15 protein-coding genes and 3 tRNA genes are annotated in these 14716 nt (G+C 69.9%); 7 read left to right on the top strand and 11 right to left on the bottom strand.

Going from position 1 to position 14716, the window contains the following annotated elements:
• Window positions 1-22: 22 nt before the first annotated feature.
• The 3 genes from QE374_RS12420 (at window position 23) to QE374_RS12410 (ending at window position 2664) form a co-directional block, all read left to right on the top strand.
• Window positions 23-964 carry a LysR family transcriptional regulator gene (locus QE374_RS12420; RefSeq protein ID WP_309735293.1) on the top strand — a complete coding sequence of 314 codons (942 nt, stop codon included), beginning with the start codon at window positions 23-25 and terminating at the stop codon, window positions 962-964.
• A gap of 36 nt (window positions 965-1000) precedes the next feature.
• Window positions 1001-1627 carry a hypothetical protein gene (locus tag QE374_RS12415; RefSeq protein WP_309735291.1) on the top strand — a complete coding sequence of 209 codons (627 nt, stop codon included), beginning with the start codon at window positions 1001-1003 and terminating at the stop codon, window positions 1625-1627.
• 104 nt (window positions 1628-1731) lie between these two features.
• Complete coding sequence (locus tag QE374_RS12410; protein WP_309735289.1) at window positions 1732-2664, top strand: hypothetical protein; 933 nt, start codon at window positions 1732-1734, stop codon at window positions 2662-2664.
• 56 nt (window positions 2665-2720) lie between these two features.
• On the opposite strand, the gene QE374_RS12405 is transcribed toward QE374_RS12410, so the two are convergent.
• From QE374_RS12405 to QE374_RS12390, 4 genes are all read right to left on the bottom strand, one after another.
• Window positions 2721-2794: transfer RNA gene (locus QE374_RS12405), tRNA-Met, on the bottom strand.
• Window positions 2795-2828: 34 nt separating this feature from the next.
• A tRNA-Thr gene (locus tag QE374_RS12400) sits at window positions 2829-2900 on the bottom strand.
• A gap of 69 nt (window positions 2901-2969) precedes the next feature.
• Entirely contained in the window at window positions 2970-4283 is a 1314-nt protein-coding gene (locus tag QE374_RS12395) for a peptidoglycan DD-metalloendopeptidase family protein (protein ID WP_309735288.1), read from the bottom strand.
• 278 nt (window positions 4284-4561) lie between these two features.
• Window positions 4562-5368, bottom strand: a complete 807-nt coding sequence (locus QE374_RS12390; RefSeq protein ID WP_309735286.1) for an inositol monophosphatase family protein — start codon at window positions 5366-5368, stop codon at window positions 4562-4564.
• A 51-nt stretch (window positions 5369-5419) separates the two neighbouring features.
• On the opposite strand from QE374_RS12390, the gene QE374_RS12385 reads away from it, so the two are divergent.
• Window positions 5420-7006: an NAD(P)/FAD-dependent oxidoreductase gene (locus QE374_RS12385; protein WP_309735284.1), complete on the top strand. Its 1587-nt coding sequence runs from the start codon at window positions 5420-5422 to the stop codon at window positions 7004-7006.
• A 78-nt stretch (window positions 7007-7084) separates the two neighbouring features.
• Here QE374_RS12385 and QE374_RS12380 read toward each other — a convergent pair whose 3' ends face one another.
• The 4 genes from QE374_RS12380 to QE374_RS12365 form a co-directional block, all read right to left on the bottom strand.
• Complete coding sequence (locus QE374_RS12380; RefSeq protein ID WP_309735283.1) at window positions 7085-8053, bottom strand: hypothetical protein; 969 nt, start codon at window positions 8051-8053, stop codon at window positions 7085-7087.
• A gap of 170 nt (window positions 8054-8223) precedes the next feature.
• A complete protein-coding gene (locus QE374_RS12375) occupies window positions 8224-8811 on the bottom strand; it encodes a GNAT family N-acetyltransferase (protein ID WP_309735280.1) in 588 nt (195 codons plus the stop codon).
• 71 nt (window positions 8812-8882) lie between these two features.
• Window positions 8883-8967, bottom strand: a tRNA-Tyr gene (locus QE374_RS12370).
• A 105-nt stretch (window positions 8968-9072) separates the two neighbouring features.
• Window positions 9073-10476 carry a PfkB family carbohydrate kinase gene (locus QE374_RS12365; protein ID WP_309735278.1) on the bottom strand — a complete coding sequence of 468 codons (1404 nt, stop codon included), beginning with the start codon at window positions 10474-10476 and terminating at the stop codon, window positions 9073-9075.
• Window positions 10477-10542: 66 nt separating this feature from the next.
• Between QE374_RS12365 and QE374_RS12360 the strand changes: the two genes are divergently transcribed.
• The 3 genes from QE374_RS12360 (at window position 10543) to QE374_RS12350 (ending at window position 12141) form a co-directional block, all read left to right on the top strand.
• Window positions 10543-11031 carry a YajQ family cyclic di-GMP-binding protein gene (locus QE374_RS12360; RefSeq protein ID WP_309735275.1) on the top strand — a complete coding sequence of 163 codons (489 nt, stop codon included), beginning with the start codon at window positions 10543-10545 and terminating at the stop codon, window positions 11029-11031.
• A 90-nt stretch (window positions 11032-11121) separates the two neighbouring features.
• Window positions 11122-11502 (top strand): nuclear transport factor 2 family protein, encoded by a 381-nt coding sequence (locus QE374_RS12355; RefSeq protein ID WP_309735273.1) that lies wholly within the window; start codon window positions 11122-11124, stop codon window positions 11500-11502.
• A gap of 102 nt (window positions 11503-11604) precedes the next feature.
• Complete coding sequence (locus QE374_RS12350; protein WP_309735270.1) at window positions 11605-12141, top strand: sigma-70 family RNA polymerase sigma factor; 537 nt, start codon at window positions 11605-11607, stop codon at window positions 12139-12141.
• Between the two features lie 216 nt (window positions 12142-12357).
• Here QE374_RS12350 and QE374_RS12345 read toward each other — a convergent pair whose 3' ends face one another.
• The 3 genes from QE374_RS12345 to QE374_RS12335 form a co-directional block, all read right to left on the bottom strand.
• A complete protein-coding gene (locus tag QE374_RS12345) occupies window positions 12358-12939 on the bottom strand; it encodes a CueP family metal-binding protein (protein WP_309735268.1) in 582 nt (193 codons plus the stop codon).
• Between the two features lie 77 nt (window positions 12940-13016).
• Window positions 13017-13583, bottom strand: coding sequence for a manganese efflux pump MntP family protein (locus tag QE374_RS12340; RefSeq protein ID WP_309735266.1), 567 nt, complete (start codon window positions 13581-13583; stop codon window positions 13017-13019).
• Window positions 13584-13704: 121 nt separating this feature from the next.
• Window positions 13705-14676: an alpha/beta fold hydrolase gene (locus QE374_RS12335; protein ID WP_309735264.1), complete on the bottom strand. Its 972-nt coding sequence runs from the start codon at window positions 14674-14676 to the stop codon at window positions 13705-13707.
• Window positions 14677-14716 lie beyond the last annotated feature (40 nt).

Genomic DNA, 14716 nt, shown 5'->3' with positions numbered 1-14716 from the left:
TGCGCTCCTATAGTCTTGGCCTATGGCAAAGACCCACGCGGGCATCTCGCTGCAACAGCTCCATTACTTCGTGGAGGTGGCGGCGGAGGGCTCCATCTCGGCTGCGGCCGATCTGCTCTACGTCTCGCAGCCCACGATGTCGGCGGCGATGAAGGACCTCGAGGCGCGCGTCGGACGGGCCCTCCTCATCCGGTCGGCGCGAGGTGTCACTCTCACCGCCGACGGCACCGAGTTCCTCGGCTACGCCCGGCAGGTCGTCGAGCAGGTCGCGCTCCTCGAGCAGCGCTACCTCGGCCGGCCGCCGGCGAGGCGACTGCTCGGAGTCTCGACGCAGCACTACTCGTTCGCCGTGGACGCGTTCGTGCGGATGGTGAGGAGTTTCGGCGCGGCCGAGTACGAGTTCTCGCTGCGCGAGACGCGCACGTGGGACATCATCGAGGACGTCCGCACCCTGCGCAGCGAGATCGGCGTCCTGTACCGCGACGACGTCAACCGGAACGTGATCAACAAGCTGCTCCGCGACGCCGGGCTCGCCTTCCATCCGCTGTTCTTCGCCGAGCCGCATATCTTCATCTCGCGGAAGAACCCGCTCGCCGCACGGGGTCGCGCGACGCTCGACGACCTCGCCGACCTGCCGCGGCTCACGTTCGATCAGGGCGCGAACAACTCGTTCTACCTCGCCGAGGAGATCCTCTCGACCCTCTCCGCGAAGCAGGAGATCCGGGTGTCCGACCGCGCGACCATCTTCAATCTCATGATCGGTCTCGGCGGCTATACGATCTCCACCGGCATCATCAGCGACGACCTCGATCCCGAGATCGTCGCCGTCCCCCTCGAGGTCGACGTGAGGATCGAGATCGGCTGGATCGGTCAGGCCGCCCTCGGACTCACCGAGCAGGCGCAGCGCTACCTCGACGAAGTACGCGCGGTGGTGTCCGGCTTCGGTGTAGAAGTGTTGGGGTAGGGGGCTCGTGCGGAACCAGGCGGAACGGGGGGCGTGGTGACGGAAGTCGTCGAAGTCGAGGAGGCGCCGTACTCTCACGCCCCCATCCGACTCCGGGGTCAAGACCTCGTCGCGATCGCGGTCGCGTTCTTCGCGGCTCTCGTCTGCGCCGCGCTCGGTGCACTCGGCATCGCCTGGGAGAGGACAGTCGAACCCGTCCTGTTTTTCACCGCGTCGACCCTTCTCGTCGGCGTCCCGGTGATCTGCTGGCTGAGCCATCTGAGCCTCATCAGGCACGCTGCCAAGAAGTTCGACGGCGAGCGGTACCTCATCCTCGGAGCACGCAGCTGGCCCGCGGGAACGCAGCCGCGCACCGGAAAGCGGATCCGTCGGGGCTTCGTACGCCTGACGGCCGGATCGTTCGAGATCCGCACGGGACGCCGTGCGCAGCTCGCCGCCGCCTACGGCGCAGGAGGCCTCGAGCGCGTGACGGTTCTGCGCATGTTGGGAGGGGTGATGAACCCCCTTGCGAGGCTGACCTTCACAGATGGCACGATCTACGACATCGCTTTCTCGCACGCGGGTCCGAAACGCCTGCTGCCGGTGGAGCAGCGCTACGTCGAGGCGTTCGTCGCCGCCGCCCGCACGGCGCTCGGCCCGGCGGGCGCACCCCGCGTCGCATGAACGCGATGCACGCCAGCCCCCGTCCCGTCGGAGCGATCGTGCGACAGTGGTCGGATCCGACCCGGCCGGCCTGGAACGGAGCGCCCACCCGTCCCCTGCAAACGATGATCTGGTACCCGACCCACGGTCAGGCGCGCGTCACCGAGCAGCGCATCGCGATCTTTCGGACCGGTCGGTACGCCGTGGATCGCGATGTCCCCCGGTTGGCCGACGGGCCGCATCCGCTCGTCGTGGTCTCGCACGGCACCGGCGGCTCCGCCGCCAGCATCGCCTGGCTGTGCCGGCGGCTCGCCGCAGCCGGGTTCATCGCCGCCGCCGTCAATCACCACGGCGGTACGGCCGCCGAGCACGGAGGTTTGACGCTCCCGGGCGCCGTCCTGTGGTGGGAGCGTGCCACGGACCTCTCACGCGTGCTCGACAGGGTGCTCGCCGACCCCGCGTTCGGCGCCCGCATCGACCCGACACGGATCTCCGTGGCGGGATTCTCGATCGGCGCGTACACCGCCCTCGCTGTCGCCGGCGCACGCTTGCAGATCGATCGGTGGCGGCCGTATTGCGGCGCCCACGGCGCAGACTCCTCGTTGTGCCGGGTCCCGCCGGAGGCCGGGTTCCGCATCGACGAGGTGTGGGATTTCCTGGACAACGATCCGCTCGCGATCGAATCATTGACCCGAGCCGACCTCGATTACCGGGACGAACGCGTGAAAGCAGTCGCGGCGATCGCGCCCGTCACCGTTCCCCTGCTGGAGGAGACATCGCTGGCGACGGTGACCGCCCCGGTACACGTGTTCGCCGCCTCGGATGACGATCAGAGCACCTTCGACGCAGACGTCCGACCGCTCGTCCGCTCGTTGCCGAGCGGTGAGCTCACCATCATCGACGGCGCCGGGCACTACACCTTTCTCAGCGAAGGCACCCTCGCCGGGCGGCTCATCGCCCGGCGCTTCGTGGCGGACAGACCGGGCATCTCACGGCGGCGCATCCACGATCGCGTCGCTGCGGAGGCGGCTGCGCTCTTCGTCGTGCAGCGTGGCTGACGCGTGACCGAGCCCGGAACGCAGAAACCTCCGGCGGAACCGGGGGTTTCTGCCTGTAGCAGGAGCGGGGCTTGAACCCGCGACCTCACGATTATGAGTCGTGCGCTCTCACCAACTGAGCTACCCTGCCGCGACGTTCCGGCGGCGGACCACCGGATGCTGCGAGCCCCGAGTCAGGATTGAACTGACGACCCCTTCCTTACCATGGAAGTGCTCTGCCACTGAGCTATCGGGGCGCTGCCCGGAGCAATCCGGGCAACCAGAAAAGAATATCAGAGCCGAGGGCCCCGACGAAACACGGCCGGTCAGCCGCCGGCGTGCTGACGCAGCCACGGTAGCGGGTCGATCGCCGTCGTGCCGTTGTCGAGCACCTCGAAGTGCAGGTGCGCACCGAACGAGTGCCCGGTGTCGCCCACGCGGCCGATGAACTGACCCACCTTCACGGTGTCGCCGGTCTTCACCTGCAACGAGCCGTACTGCATGTGGCCATAGCGGGTCGAGACGAGCTTGCCGTCGATGACGTGATCGATGATGATCATCACGCCGTATCCGCCGCCGCTCTCCGTCGCGGTGCGCACCACACCGTCGGCCACGGCCTGGATCTCGGCACCCTCGCCCGGCGTGAAGTCCAGACCCTCGTGCATCGTGCCGTCGCGCATCCCGAAGCCGTAGCTGATCGAGACGCCGACCTTGAACGGCCACTGGATCGGGCTGTTCGCGTTGTTGGTGAAGAAGTTCGAGTAGTGCGTGATGCCCGACTCGGCCGCGAGCTCCGCGGTCGACGCTGTGGAGTAGTCGCTACGGTTCAGAGCCGTGACCTGCGCATCGGCCGGAGCCACGTACGCCTGGATCTCGTCGCTCGACAGCGCGCTGGAGGTGCCGGCTTTCGAGCCGGTCGCGATCGAGACGGATGCGGCGGCGGAGTTACCTGCGCCCGAGACGGCCTCAGCCGGCGTCGTCATGCCGATCGCCAGCAGCCCGACGATTCCCATGGCACCGACGGTGGCGGATGCGGCCGTCGCACGCTTGAACGCCGCACCGCTGAAGCGGCGACGCTTCGCGGGAGCGGCCTCGGCGGCATCCTGCGCCACAACCGGCTCGTCGGCGATCGCGGCCGCGGCGACCTGGATCGGGGTCTCACCCGTGAACGAGAACAACCGGGCGGCGGCCTCGAACTCGTCGGCGATGGCGTGCGCATCGGCCTCGTCGGCGAGAACCGCCTCGGCGAACACGCGTGCCTCGTCGTGGAGATCCGCCGCGACATCCGCGACGGGCAGCTCGGCCGGGCCCGTCTCGGTCTCCGAGACCACCGCGACGGTGTCGACGACCGGCAGCGCGACCGGCTCGTCGTCGATGGCGTCCAGTGCGACGTCGATCGGCGTCGCTGCGGCGAGGGAGGCCTGGGCGAGCGAACGCGCGCGGCGGCGGGTCAGCGGCGCTTCGGCGACGGGCGCCTGACGATCCGACAGCGTGACCTCGGCGGCGGCGACCGGCGCTGCGGGCACCGACAGGGTGACCTCGGCGGCGGCGACCGGTTCCGGCACGACCTCGAGCACCAGCTCGGGCTCAGCGACGGGGGTCTCGGCGCGCTGTGCCGACCAGACCGGCGCGGGGCGCATAGACGCCGCACGAGCCCGGAGCTCGGCGCGCGTGAGCGGAGCGACCGCATCCGAGGTCCCCGAAGAAGCCGCCTCAGCAGCGCGGTTCCGGCCTGAGCGTCGCGTGGAAGCGGTCTCGGCCTGAGGATCTAGGGGGGTCAAAACGTAGTCAGCCTCGGTCTCGGTCGCACGGGCAGCGACAGGAAAAACGGAAGGAGATGCTCATCCTCGCTCGGGTGACGAAGATAACGAATAGGTAAACACTACAACCCGGAGCCTGAGAATGCCATGCGCACGCATCAGTCTTCGAGACGGGCGAGGAGAGCTGCGAACAGCCCCGGTGCCGCCGCGATCGTCATCTCACGGTCGGCGCGCTTGCCGCCGAGTCCCGCCACGACGCCGCCGGCCTCGGTGACGATGAGGCCCCCCGCCGCGTGGTCCCACGGCCACAGGCCCTTCTCGTAGTAGCCGTCGATGCGGCCGGCCGCGACACCCGTCAGATCGAGCGAGGCCGCACCGATCCTGCGCAGGTCGCGCGCGAGCGGCATCACCCCGGCGAGTCGCTCGAGCGCCGGCGCGTGGGTCGCAGGGTCGTACCCGAACCCCGTGGCCAGCAGCGCACCCGCGTTCGAAGGCTCGGCGACGCGCAGCATCCGCTCGCCCTCGATCGCCGAGACGAGACGCGCACCCTCGCCCTGCGCCGCGGTGAAGAGCTCATCGACGGCGGGGTTGTAGACGGCACCAGCCAGCGCCTCCCACTTCTGCGGGTCGGGCTCCCCCGACACGGCCGCGATGCTCACGGCGTAGGCCGGGATGCCGTAGGCGTAGTTGACGGTGCCGTCGATCGGGTCCACGACCCACGTGATGCCGGAGGCGGATGCGGCCACGCCGCCCTCCTCGCCGAGGAAACCGTCGTCGGGGCGCGCTGCCGCGAGGCGCTCGCGCACCAGCTGCTCGACCTCGCGGTCGGCATCGGTCACGATGTCCGCCAGCGCGGACTTGGTCGCGGCGATCTGGACGCCCTCGCGGCGCCGCCGTGCGGCCAGCGCCCCCGCCTCCTTCGCGACCTCGATGGCGAGCGATTGCAGATCCAGAGCGGAAGGCATGCCCCCACGCTACCCTCGCGCGGGTCGCCCGTCGGCCGTTAGCGTGGCCGCATGACCGTCATCGCGCCGACCCATGACGTCGTGATCGTCGGCGGGGGCCATAATGCCCTCGTCGCCGCCGCCTACCTCGCCCGCGCCGGGCATTCGGTCGTGGTGCTGGAGCGCCTCGACCACACCGGAGGAGCGGCCGTCTCCGAGTCTCCGTGGTCCGGAGTCTCCGCCCGCCTGTCGCGATACTCCTACCTCGTGAGCCTGCTGCCCGCCCGCATCGTCGACGACCTCGGGCTGCGCCTGACCCTGCGGCGCCGGCGCTACTCCTCGTACACACCCGACCCGGCCGACCCGGCGCGCGGCGTGCTCGTCGACACCGGTGACGCGCAGGCGACCGATGCGAGCTTCCGCCGCACGACGGGCAGCGACACGGAGTCGGATCGCTACCGAAGGCTGAATGCGCGGCTCGCACCGCTGGCGCGCACGGTCTTCCCGTCCATGACCGAGCCGCTGCCCACCGCATCCGCTCTGCGCACAGCGCTCGGCGACGACGCACTGTGGGATGCGGTCACGGCGCAGCCGATGGGAACGCTGATGCGAGAGAGCCTGGAGAGCGATCTCGTGCGCGGCATCGCGCTCACCGACGGGCTCATCGGCACGTTCTCGCACGCCGACGATGCCTCCCTGCGGCAGAACCGCTGCTACCTGTACCACGTGATCGGCGGCGGCACGGGTGATTGGGACGTCCCGGTCGGCGGAATGGGTCACGTCAGTGCGGAACTCGAACGTGCCGCACGCAACGCGGGCGCCGAGATCCGCACCGGCGCCACGGTCACGAGCGTGAGCCCCGACGGCGAGGTTCGCTACGGCGGGAAGGATGCGGGGGTCGTCACCGGGCGGCTCGTGCTCTCCGCCGTCGGGCCGGCCGTGCTCGACCACCTGCTCGCCGCGGCGGGGGCCGACGCCCCGCAACGGCCGGAACCCGAGGGCGCGCAGGTCAAAGTCAACATGCTTCTGCGACGGCTCCCCCGACTCCACGACCGCCACGTCGCACCGGCGGCGGCGTTCGCGGGGACGTTCCATGTGAACGAGACGATGACCCAGCTGAACACCGCGTACACGGAAGCGGTCGCCGGCCGCATCCCCGATCCGCTGCCGGCCGAGATCTACTGCCACTCGCTCACCGATCCCTCGATCCTGGGGCCGGAGCTGCGGGAGGCGGGCGCACAGACGCTCACCCTGTTCGGGCTTCAGGTGCCGCACCGACTCCTGAACGGCGCGGACCCCGACGCGATGCGCGCCACCTTGCTGGCGGCCGCACAGCGCTCACTCGACTCCGTGCTCGCCGAGCCGCTCGCCGGCTGCATCTGGGAGACCCCCACCGGGGCGCCCTGCATCGAGGCGCGCACCACCGCGGACCTCGAGGAGTCGCTGGGCATGACCGGCGGCGACATCTTCCACGGTCCGCTGTCGTGGCCGTGGCGTGAGGACGAGACGGATGCGGCCTCCCCCGCCGAGGCGTGGGGCGTCGACACGGCGCACTCCCGCATCCTCCGCTGCGGCTCGAGCGCCGCGCGGGGCGGTGCCGTCAGCGGGCTGGGCGGTCACAACGCGGCGATGGCCGCGCTGGCGCTGCTGCCCGGCTGACGCCCTGGGCTGCGGGGTACGGCTGCTCAGCACGCAACGCAGCACGAGCCGCTGCGCTGTTGCGTCGACCGCGTACGCTCAGCGCGGGGGCAGCGGCGGCGGAGGCGGGAAGCCCTCGTAGCCGGGGGCCGCGGGCGGCTCCGACGGCGTCACCGGCGCTGCGGATGCGGGCGGCGGGGCGCCGTACGCCGCCTCCGCCGTGGGCGAGACCGCCGGCGGCGCCTGGTGCCAACCCGTCGGGTATCCCGTGTAGTACGCCTGCCAGTCGGGCGAGCCGTCGGGGAGGGCCGGCAGCGGGGTGACGCGGTCGGCGTAGGTCGGCCACGCCTGCGGAGCGGCGACCGGCCAGGTCGCAGGCGCCGCCTGGGGGCGCGGCGTCTTGGGGCCGAACAGCAGGTTGACCAGCGGCACCAGGGCGGTGCCGACGGCGGCCAGGATGGTCACGGCAACGACGATGCGCCAGTACACGTCGAAGAAGTCGACCCACTCCTGGATCGTCAGCGGCAGCACGAGCAGCACGACGAGGGCTGCGACGAGGCCAACGGTCACGTACCCGACGATGCGGTTGAACAGGGTGGGCACGCGCACGATGGCCTTGGTGTACAGACGCACGTGGAGCACCGCGAGCTGCACGATCAGCACGATCAACAGGAACGAGAAGAAGCGCGTGAAGCTGGTGAGCCCCTCTCCGTAGCGGTACGCGTCGAAGGAGGGCCGCTCCGGCATCCAGATGAGGAAGGCGCCGACGATGAGGATCAGCACCCACGCGATCATGCTGGTCAGCACGAACCATCCGGGACGCCGCGGAGCGAGATGCGCGTCGAGGATCGAGACGCCGGCGAAGGCGGCCAGCAGGAAGATCGTGAGGAAGGCACGCCCGACGATGCCGTTCTGAGAGCCGATGAGCACCCAGACGACGCTCACGAGCGCCGCGGCGATCAGAGCGCCGATGGCGACCCAGATGCCGGCCCGCACGAGACGGTTCGGGCTCGACGACTCGGTGGTCGGCGCAGCGGACGGTGCGACGGGCGGTTGCGGCGCGGACATCACGGCTCCCTTCGCGGGCGCCCCTCGCCCGCCCCCTCATCCTGGCATGCCGCGCCGATCCGCCGAGGAGGGTTGTGGGCGGCGGCAAGCGCTCCCTCTGCTCACCTGTCGCAGACTGCGCAGGATCCGTCGATCTTAGACAGGGGAGCACCACACGCTCCGGATCGCTCTCAGCAGGCCGGCTCGACCACGTCGTCCAGTCGCAGAAGCATCGTCCACACCGACAGCGGGTCACTCACATCGTCCCTGGAGACGACCCCGAAGCCATGACGCGCGTAAAGCCGACAGTTCCGCTCATCCGAGGTCTCCAAGACGACCGCACTGGCCCCCGCATTTCGAATGGCCGTCAGCGCATGCTCGATCAGTCGGCCGGCCATGCCCCGGCCGCGATCCGCAGGCCGAACGCCCAACGTCTCCACGCGCCACGCCGTCGGCCAATGATGCGATGCGCCGGACGCGGAGACCTGCCCGCCGTGAAGATCGATGATCTGCTGGACCATCGGCGCCGAGGGAGGAGGCGCGTCGGGCGGCAACAGAGCGATCACCCCGGCGGACTCGCCCGCTGTAGCGACGAGCCCGTGCTCCAACGCGTACTCGAGGTAGAGACGTTGGAGCTTTCGCAGGCGGTCGCGGTAACCGCTTGATGGGATCGCCTGGCGCATCCAGGGGTAATCCTCGAATGCCACAGCGAGCGTTTCTGCGGCGCGGTCCAGCTCCTCGACGCGTAGCGCTCGAACGGAGAAGGTGTCGCGCGTCATGTGTCTTCTTCCATCAGACCGGCAGAGCACGGAAAAGCCGAAAGCCCCCATGCGGGGGCTCTCGGCTTTTGTGGTGGCGAGTGAGGGATTCGAACCCCCGAAGGCTACGCCGGCTGATTTACAGTCAGATCCCTTTGGCCGCTTGGGTAACTCGCCAAGTGCGCACCTGCCCAGCTTGTACAGTCGACCAGAGGCGCGATCTCCGATACTACCCCCTCGCCGACGTACTCAGAAATCCGCGGCGGGCCCGCGCGCGGCGGCTCAGGAGCCCTGGTCGAGCCCCGACAGCGCCGAGGGCAAGCGCAGGAGGGCACCCTCGAAACGGCAGGTCGCGGCCGCGACTTCCATCGCCGTGTCGACCAGCGTCGCCCAGGCGGCCGCGTCGCTCGGATGCTCGGACAGCAGCGACGCGACGGCGGAGGAGAGCACCGCATCTCCCGCTCCCATCGTGTCGACGATGACGCCGGGGACCGAGGCGATCGGACGTTCGATCGCGACCGCATCCGTGACGACGCCCGCACCCTGCGCACCGCGCGTCGTCAGCACAGCCACCGCACCGAGCTCCCGCATCCGGTCGCGCACGGTGTCCAGCGGCGCCGCGTACAGAAGCTCCGCGTCGTCGTCGCCGACCTTCACGAGGTCGGCGAGCGCGGCGAGCGCCTCGAAGCCTTCGACGAAGGCGGCCCGGTCGTGCATCATCCCCTCGCGCGGATTCGGATCGACCGCGAGCAGCCCGTCGGCGTCGCGCACCGCATCCGCGAGCGCGGCGGCCTGCGCCGCGTCGTCGAACGGGAAGCAGCTGACGACCGTGATCGCCGCATCCGCAATCACGCGACGCTCCTCTTCGCCGAAGTGCATGCGGCGGTTCCAGGCCGCCTCGTTGAACACGTAGACCGGCTCACCATGGGCGTTGCGCGTGCTCACCGCGCGCGACGAGCCGTGCGGCGAGGGCGTCGCCACCAGCTCCACGCCGAAGTCGTCGAGGTAGGCGCGGATACGGTCGCCGGGCTCGTCGTCGCCGACCATGGCGATCAGCGTGGTCGGAAGCCCCAGCCGGGCCAATCCGACGGCCACGTTCAGTGCCGCTCCCCCGACGAACTCGCGCACGCCGGTGTCGTCGCGGAGTTCGTCGATCAGCGCGTCTCCGACGACGGCGACCCGTCCTGCTGCAGTCATGCCTGCTCCCCTTTTCACACGCCCGACGAACGCTTCAGCCCGTGCGCGGGTGCCGTCGATGCGGCGATCGACGCTCGCCCGGATCTCGCTCGGCGCGAGGGGGGCCGCCAACCGCACGGTCTCGTGGCACGACAGGTCGGCGCACATGTACGTGCCCACACTGTCACCGCTCTCCCCCGCCTCGCCCGCTCGGCGCGCGGTGAACAGCGCGACCTGATCTCCGGGCTGCATGGTGTGGCACAGGTTGCACATCGCCGACCGCGCGCGACCATTGCCCTCCGCGGCGCGGAGCACCACACCCGCCGGACGGCCCTCGGACTCGGTCACGAGGTAGCCCCGGCCGCGCGAACGCGGATCGCGCCACGCGAGGAAGTCGAGGTGGTCCCAGTCGGTGAGCAAGAAGTCGTGGGGCATGGCAGCCACCCGGACTTCATCCGGCGCGGCGTTCACGAACGACTCGCGCACCTGTTCCTCCGTCAGAGCCCGCATGGGATCAGTCTACGAATCGGTGCGACGCCGGATGCGGGCCGCATCCGCCCATGGAAGAATCGCGGCATGGCAGATTCCTCGTTCGACATCGTTTCCAAGATCGATCGGCAGGAGGCCGACAACGCTCTGAACCAGGCCCGCAAGGAAGTGGAGCAGCGCTACGACTTCAAGGGCACGGATGCCTCCATCGAGTGGAGCGGCGAGACGATCCTCATCAAGGCCAACAGCGAAGACCGCGCGAACGCGGTGCTGGATGTGTTCCAGACCAAGCTCATCAAGCGCGGCATCTCGCTCAAGAGCCTGGAGTCGGGTGAGCCCACCGCCAGCGGCAAGGAGTACCGCATCGTCTCGACGCTGAAGGAAGGCATCTCGCAGGAGATCGCGAAGAAGATCGGCAAGATCATCCGCGACGAGGGCCCCAAGAGCGTCAAGTCCCAGATCCAGGGTGACGAGCTGCGCGTGCAGTCGAAGTCCCGCGACGACCTCCAGGAGGTGCAGCGGCTGCTGAAGGCCGCGGACCTCGACGTCGACCTGCAGTTCACCAACTACCGGTAAGCCACCGCTGACGAGCTTTCTCGTCACAGCCGGGCGGCTGCGACGTCTTCCTCGGTGACCGCATTTCACGGTCGTATCGAAAGGAAGACCATGACCGCTCCCGTCACCTCGCTCGACCAACTGCCCGCCGAGTTCGCCCGCCGCTTCAACGCACGCGATCTCGCTGCTCTCACCGCACTCAACGCCCCCGGCGCCGTCTTCGTGCCCGCACCGGGGCAGCCCGTCACGGGCGACGAGGCGGTCGCGGGCGCCCTGGAGCAGTTCCTCGCGATCGGCCTGCCGATCTCGATGACCGTGCGCAACGTGTTCGTCAACGGCTCCGTCGGCCTCGCGATCGCCGACTGGAAGCTCGAGGGAACCGCCGCCGACGGCAACCGCGTCTCGCTCGGCGGCAGCACGGCCGACGTCGCCGTGTACGACGAGGAGCACGGCTGGCGCTACGCGATCGACAACCCGTTCGGCACCGCCTGAGTGCGAGGGAGCGGGGATGGTGCTCGGTCGCCGTCCCCGCTCAAGCTCACCGGTCGCGTCGGTAGGATTCTGCGACATCCTCCCGAACGAATGAACTCCCCTATGCCGTCAGCGTCCTCCCGCCCCTCCGGAACGCACGCCGCCCTCGAAGCGATGATCCGCTCCGACCCGCAGCGACTGCGCCGGCGCTCGATCTCGCTGGGCATCGACCCGTCCGATGCGGACGACGTCGCGCAGGATGCGGTGATGCGCGCCTGGCGCGCGGTGGAACGCATCCACTCGCCCGAGCCCGGACAGATGTGCTCGTGGCTGGACACGATCGCCCGGAACGCCGCCTACGACCTCGCCCGACAGCGACGCCGGCATCCGGTCGTTCCGATCGCCGACGACCGCAGCGACGACGCCGACACCGCCATCGACGTCGAAACGCGGCTCCTGCTCGCCGGCGCCCTGTCGGCCATCAACGACCTCCCGGACGAACTCCGCCGGCCGCTTCTGCTGAGCGTCGTCGACGGCCTGTCCAGCACCCAGATCGCCGAGCGGTTGGGCCTGACCGCCGCCGCCGCGCGTCAGCGCGTGGCCCGCGCCCGCAAGGCACTCGCCGCGTGCCGCAAGGCGGGCATGGAGGAAGAGGACTGAGCAGGCGTGAACCGGGGCCGGGACGGGCGAGCGCGCGACCCGCGTGAGAACGTCATGAGAGTCGTTTCACATTCTGCCGAGATCCGGCGCGGGATGAGAGCCTGGGGCGAAGCAACACCGCGCGCCGGGGATGTTCGGGTCATCGTCGTCGTGTGAAGCGCGATGTCGTGTCGTGTAGCCCCTCCCCTCGCGGGAGGGGCTTTCTCGTTGCCGGGCTCAGGCCTGCAGCTTCAGATCGGTGAGGCAGGTCGGATCCTCGGGCCCGGTCGCGATGGACGCGACGGCGACCTCGCCTTCGCTGCGGACGGTCAGCGTCGCCTCGATGCCGCGGGGAAGCCAGAAGCCGACGAAGCCGTTGTCCGCCGCCACCAGCGTCTCATCGAGGATGGTGGCGCCGGTGTCATCGACCACCGTCACCTCGAACGTGCGGCCCGCGAGCTCGCCACGACAGCTCGTCAGGTTGTGGAAGAAGCACTCGTGCGTCGAGACCTCGTACGGGGCCACCGACAGGTGGAACTCATCCTCGGGCAGGGGCTTGTCGACCTCGAGGCCGTCGTCGGCGGTCAGCACCAGTGCGTCCGGGCGCACCGATGCGGAGTAGTCGGTCGCCCGATCGGAGACCGGGACCGCCTGCAGTGCGTCGATCGCCTGGGCTGCGCTCATCGACTCGATCTCGGCGAACGAGACGGCCGCGGAAGGGACGGCGGGTGCCACCGGAGCGCTGCACGCGCTGAGCGCCGTCCCCGCCGCGAGGAGGATGGCGGCAAGCCCGAGAGAGAGGGAGGTACGACGCTGCATGTCCTCCAGCCAACCGTCCGCGGGTCACATCCGCATCGCCCCGCCCCGTTTCTATGACGGGAGGGGAGACGGCACCGTCAGGCCGTGAGGTGCGAGATCAGGATCTGCGTACCGATGCCGATGAGCACGAGGCCGCCCACGATCTCGGCCGGACGACGGAAGCGGGTGCCGATGCGGTGCCCGATGAGCACCGCGGCGAACGACAGCACGAAGGTCACCAGACCGATCGCGATGACCGCGATCCACACGGGGAAGTTGAGGAACGCGAAGCTCAGCCCCACCGCGAGCGCGTCGATGGAGGTGGCGACGGCGAGCACGATCGTCTCGCGCGTCGAGAGGCGGGAGCTTGCGGCCTCTGCGCCGTCTTTGTCGGGGGTCAGCGCCTCCCAGAGCATCTTGACGCCGACGGCGGCGAGCAGGGCGAACGCGACCCAGTGGTCGAAGGGCTCGATGAACGCGGCGAACGCGCTGCCGAGCAGGTATCCGAGCAGCGGCATGAGCGCCTGCGCGAGGCCGAAGGCGAGCGCGAGCACGAGGGCGTTGCGCACGATCTGCGAGCGCAGCTGCAGCCCCTTGCCCAGGGCGACCGCGAAGGCGTCGGCGGAGACGCCGACGGCGAGCAGAGGCAATGCCCAGAACGACATGACGCTCCTGGTGGGGGTGGTGGGAGGATGCGGGCGACAGCCTGCATCCTCCAGCCTGCCGATTTCGGAAAACCGAACTCAACTCCACCGCGCGATTGTCAGCTTTTCGGCTTCCCCAACATCAGTGGAAGCGTGCGCGCGCCCACTGCTCCAGCTCCGCGTACGCGATGCGTCGCGGCTCGGGCGCCGAGAGGAACACGTCGTGCACCGCCCCCTCGATGCGCGCGATCGTCACGAGCGGACCGAGCTTGAGCGCGGCGCGCGCGATGTCGTCGACGACGAGCACCGAGTCGGTCGAGGTCATCTGATCGCTCCAGCGGATGGGCGACGACGAGCGCGCGGAGAGGAGGACGAACGCGGGCGCTCCCACATCCACGCCCGCGGCGATGCGCGCGTGCCCCTCCAGCACGGCGTGCAGCCAGCCCGGATGCGTCGCGAACCCCTGTGCGGGGCGCCACTGCTCGCGGTAGCCCGGAACCGGCAGCACGCCGAGCTCGGTCTGCGCCCGCGTGTAGAACCCGAGGTCGACGACGGGCTGTGCTCCGCGGGGCTGCACGCGGGCCCTCGCCTGGATGAGGGGCGCGATGGCCTGACGCCCGAACGAGCCGATCTGGAACTCCAGCCAGGGACTGTTGAGCACGAGGGCGGATGCGGTGCCCGGGTGGCGCGCCGACCACAGCGACAGCGTCAACCCGCCCGTGGAATGCCCGAGGAGCACGAGACGCCTGTTGCCGCGCGGCCCCATCGCGGCGAGCGCCGCCGCGATGTCGGCGTCGTACTCGTCGAGGCTGTCGGCGTAGCCGGGAACCTGACCCTCGCGCAGGCTCCGACCGTAGCGGTGCAGGTCGAGGGCGAAGAAGCGCGCCCCGAGGCGGGCCCAGAACCGCGCCAGCTCAGTCTGGAAGAAGTAGTCCGACCAGCCGTGGACGTACAGCACGTCGACGTCGCGAAGCGGTGCGACCAGCCGTCCGACCGGATGCGGCAGGTGCCGCACCAGGGTGGCCACCAGCGGGCCGTCGTCCGCAGCCAGGTCAAGCGGCAGAGTCTGCTGCGCGAACCCGGGCCCGAGGATGTCGGGGACCCAGGCGTTCATGCCGTCAGCCTAGCGACGCGCGTCCCGGAAATGACCGAAC

This window comes from Microbacterium sp. SORGH_AS_0428 (assembly GCF_031453615.1).
Lineage (GTDB): Bacteria > Actinomycetota > Actinomycetes > Actinomycetales > Microbacteriaceae > Microbacterium.
Note: the sequence above shows the minus strand (reverse complement) of the source record. Positions and strands in the feature narration are given on the sequence as shown.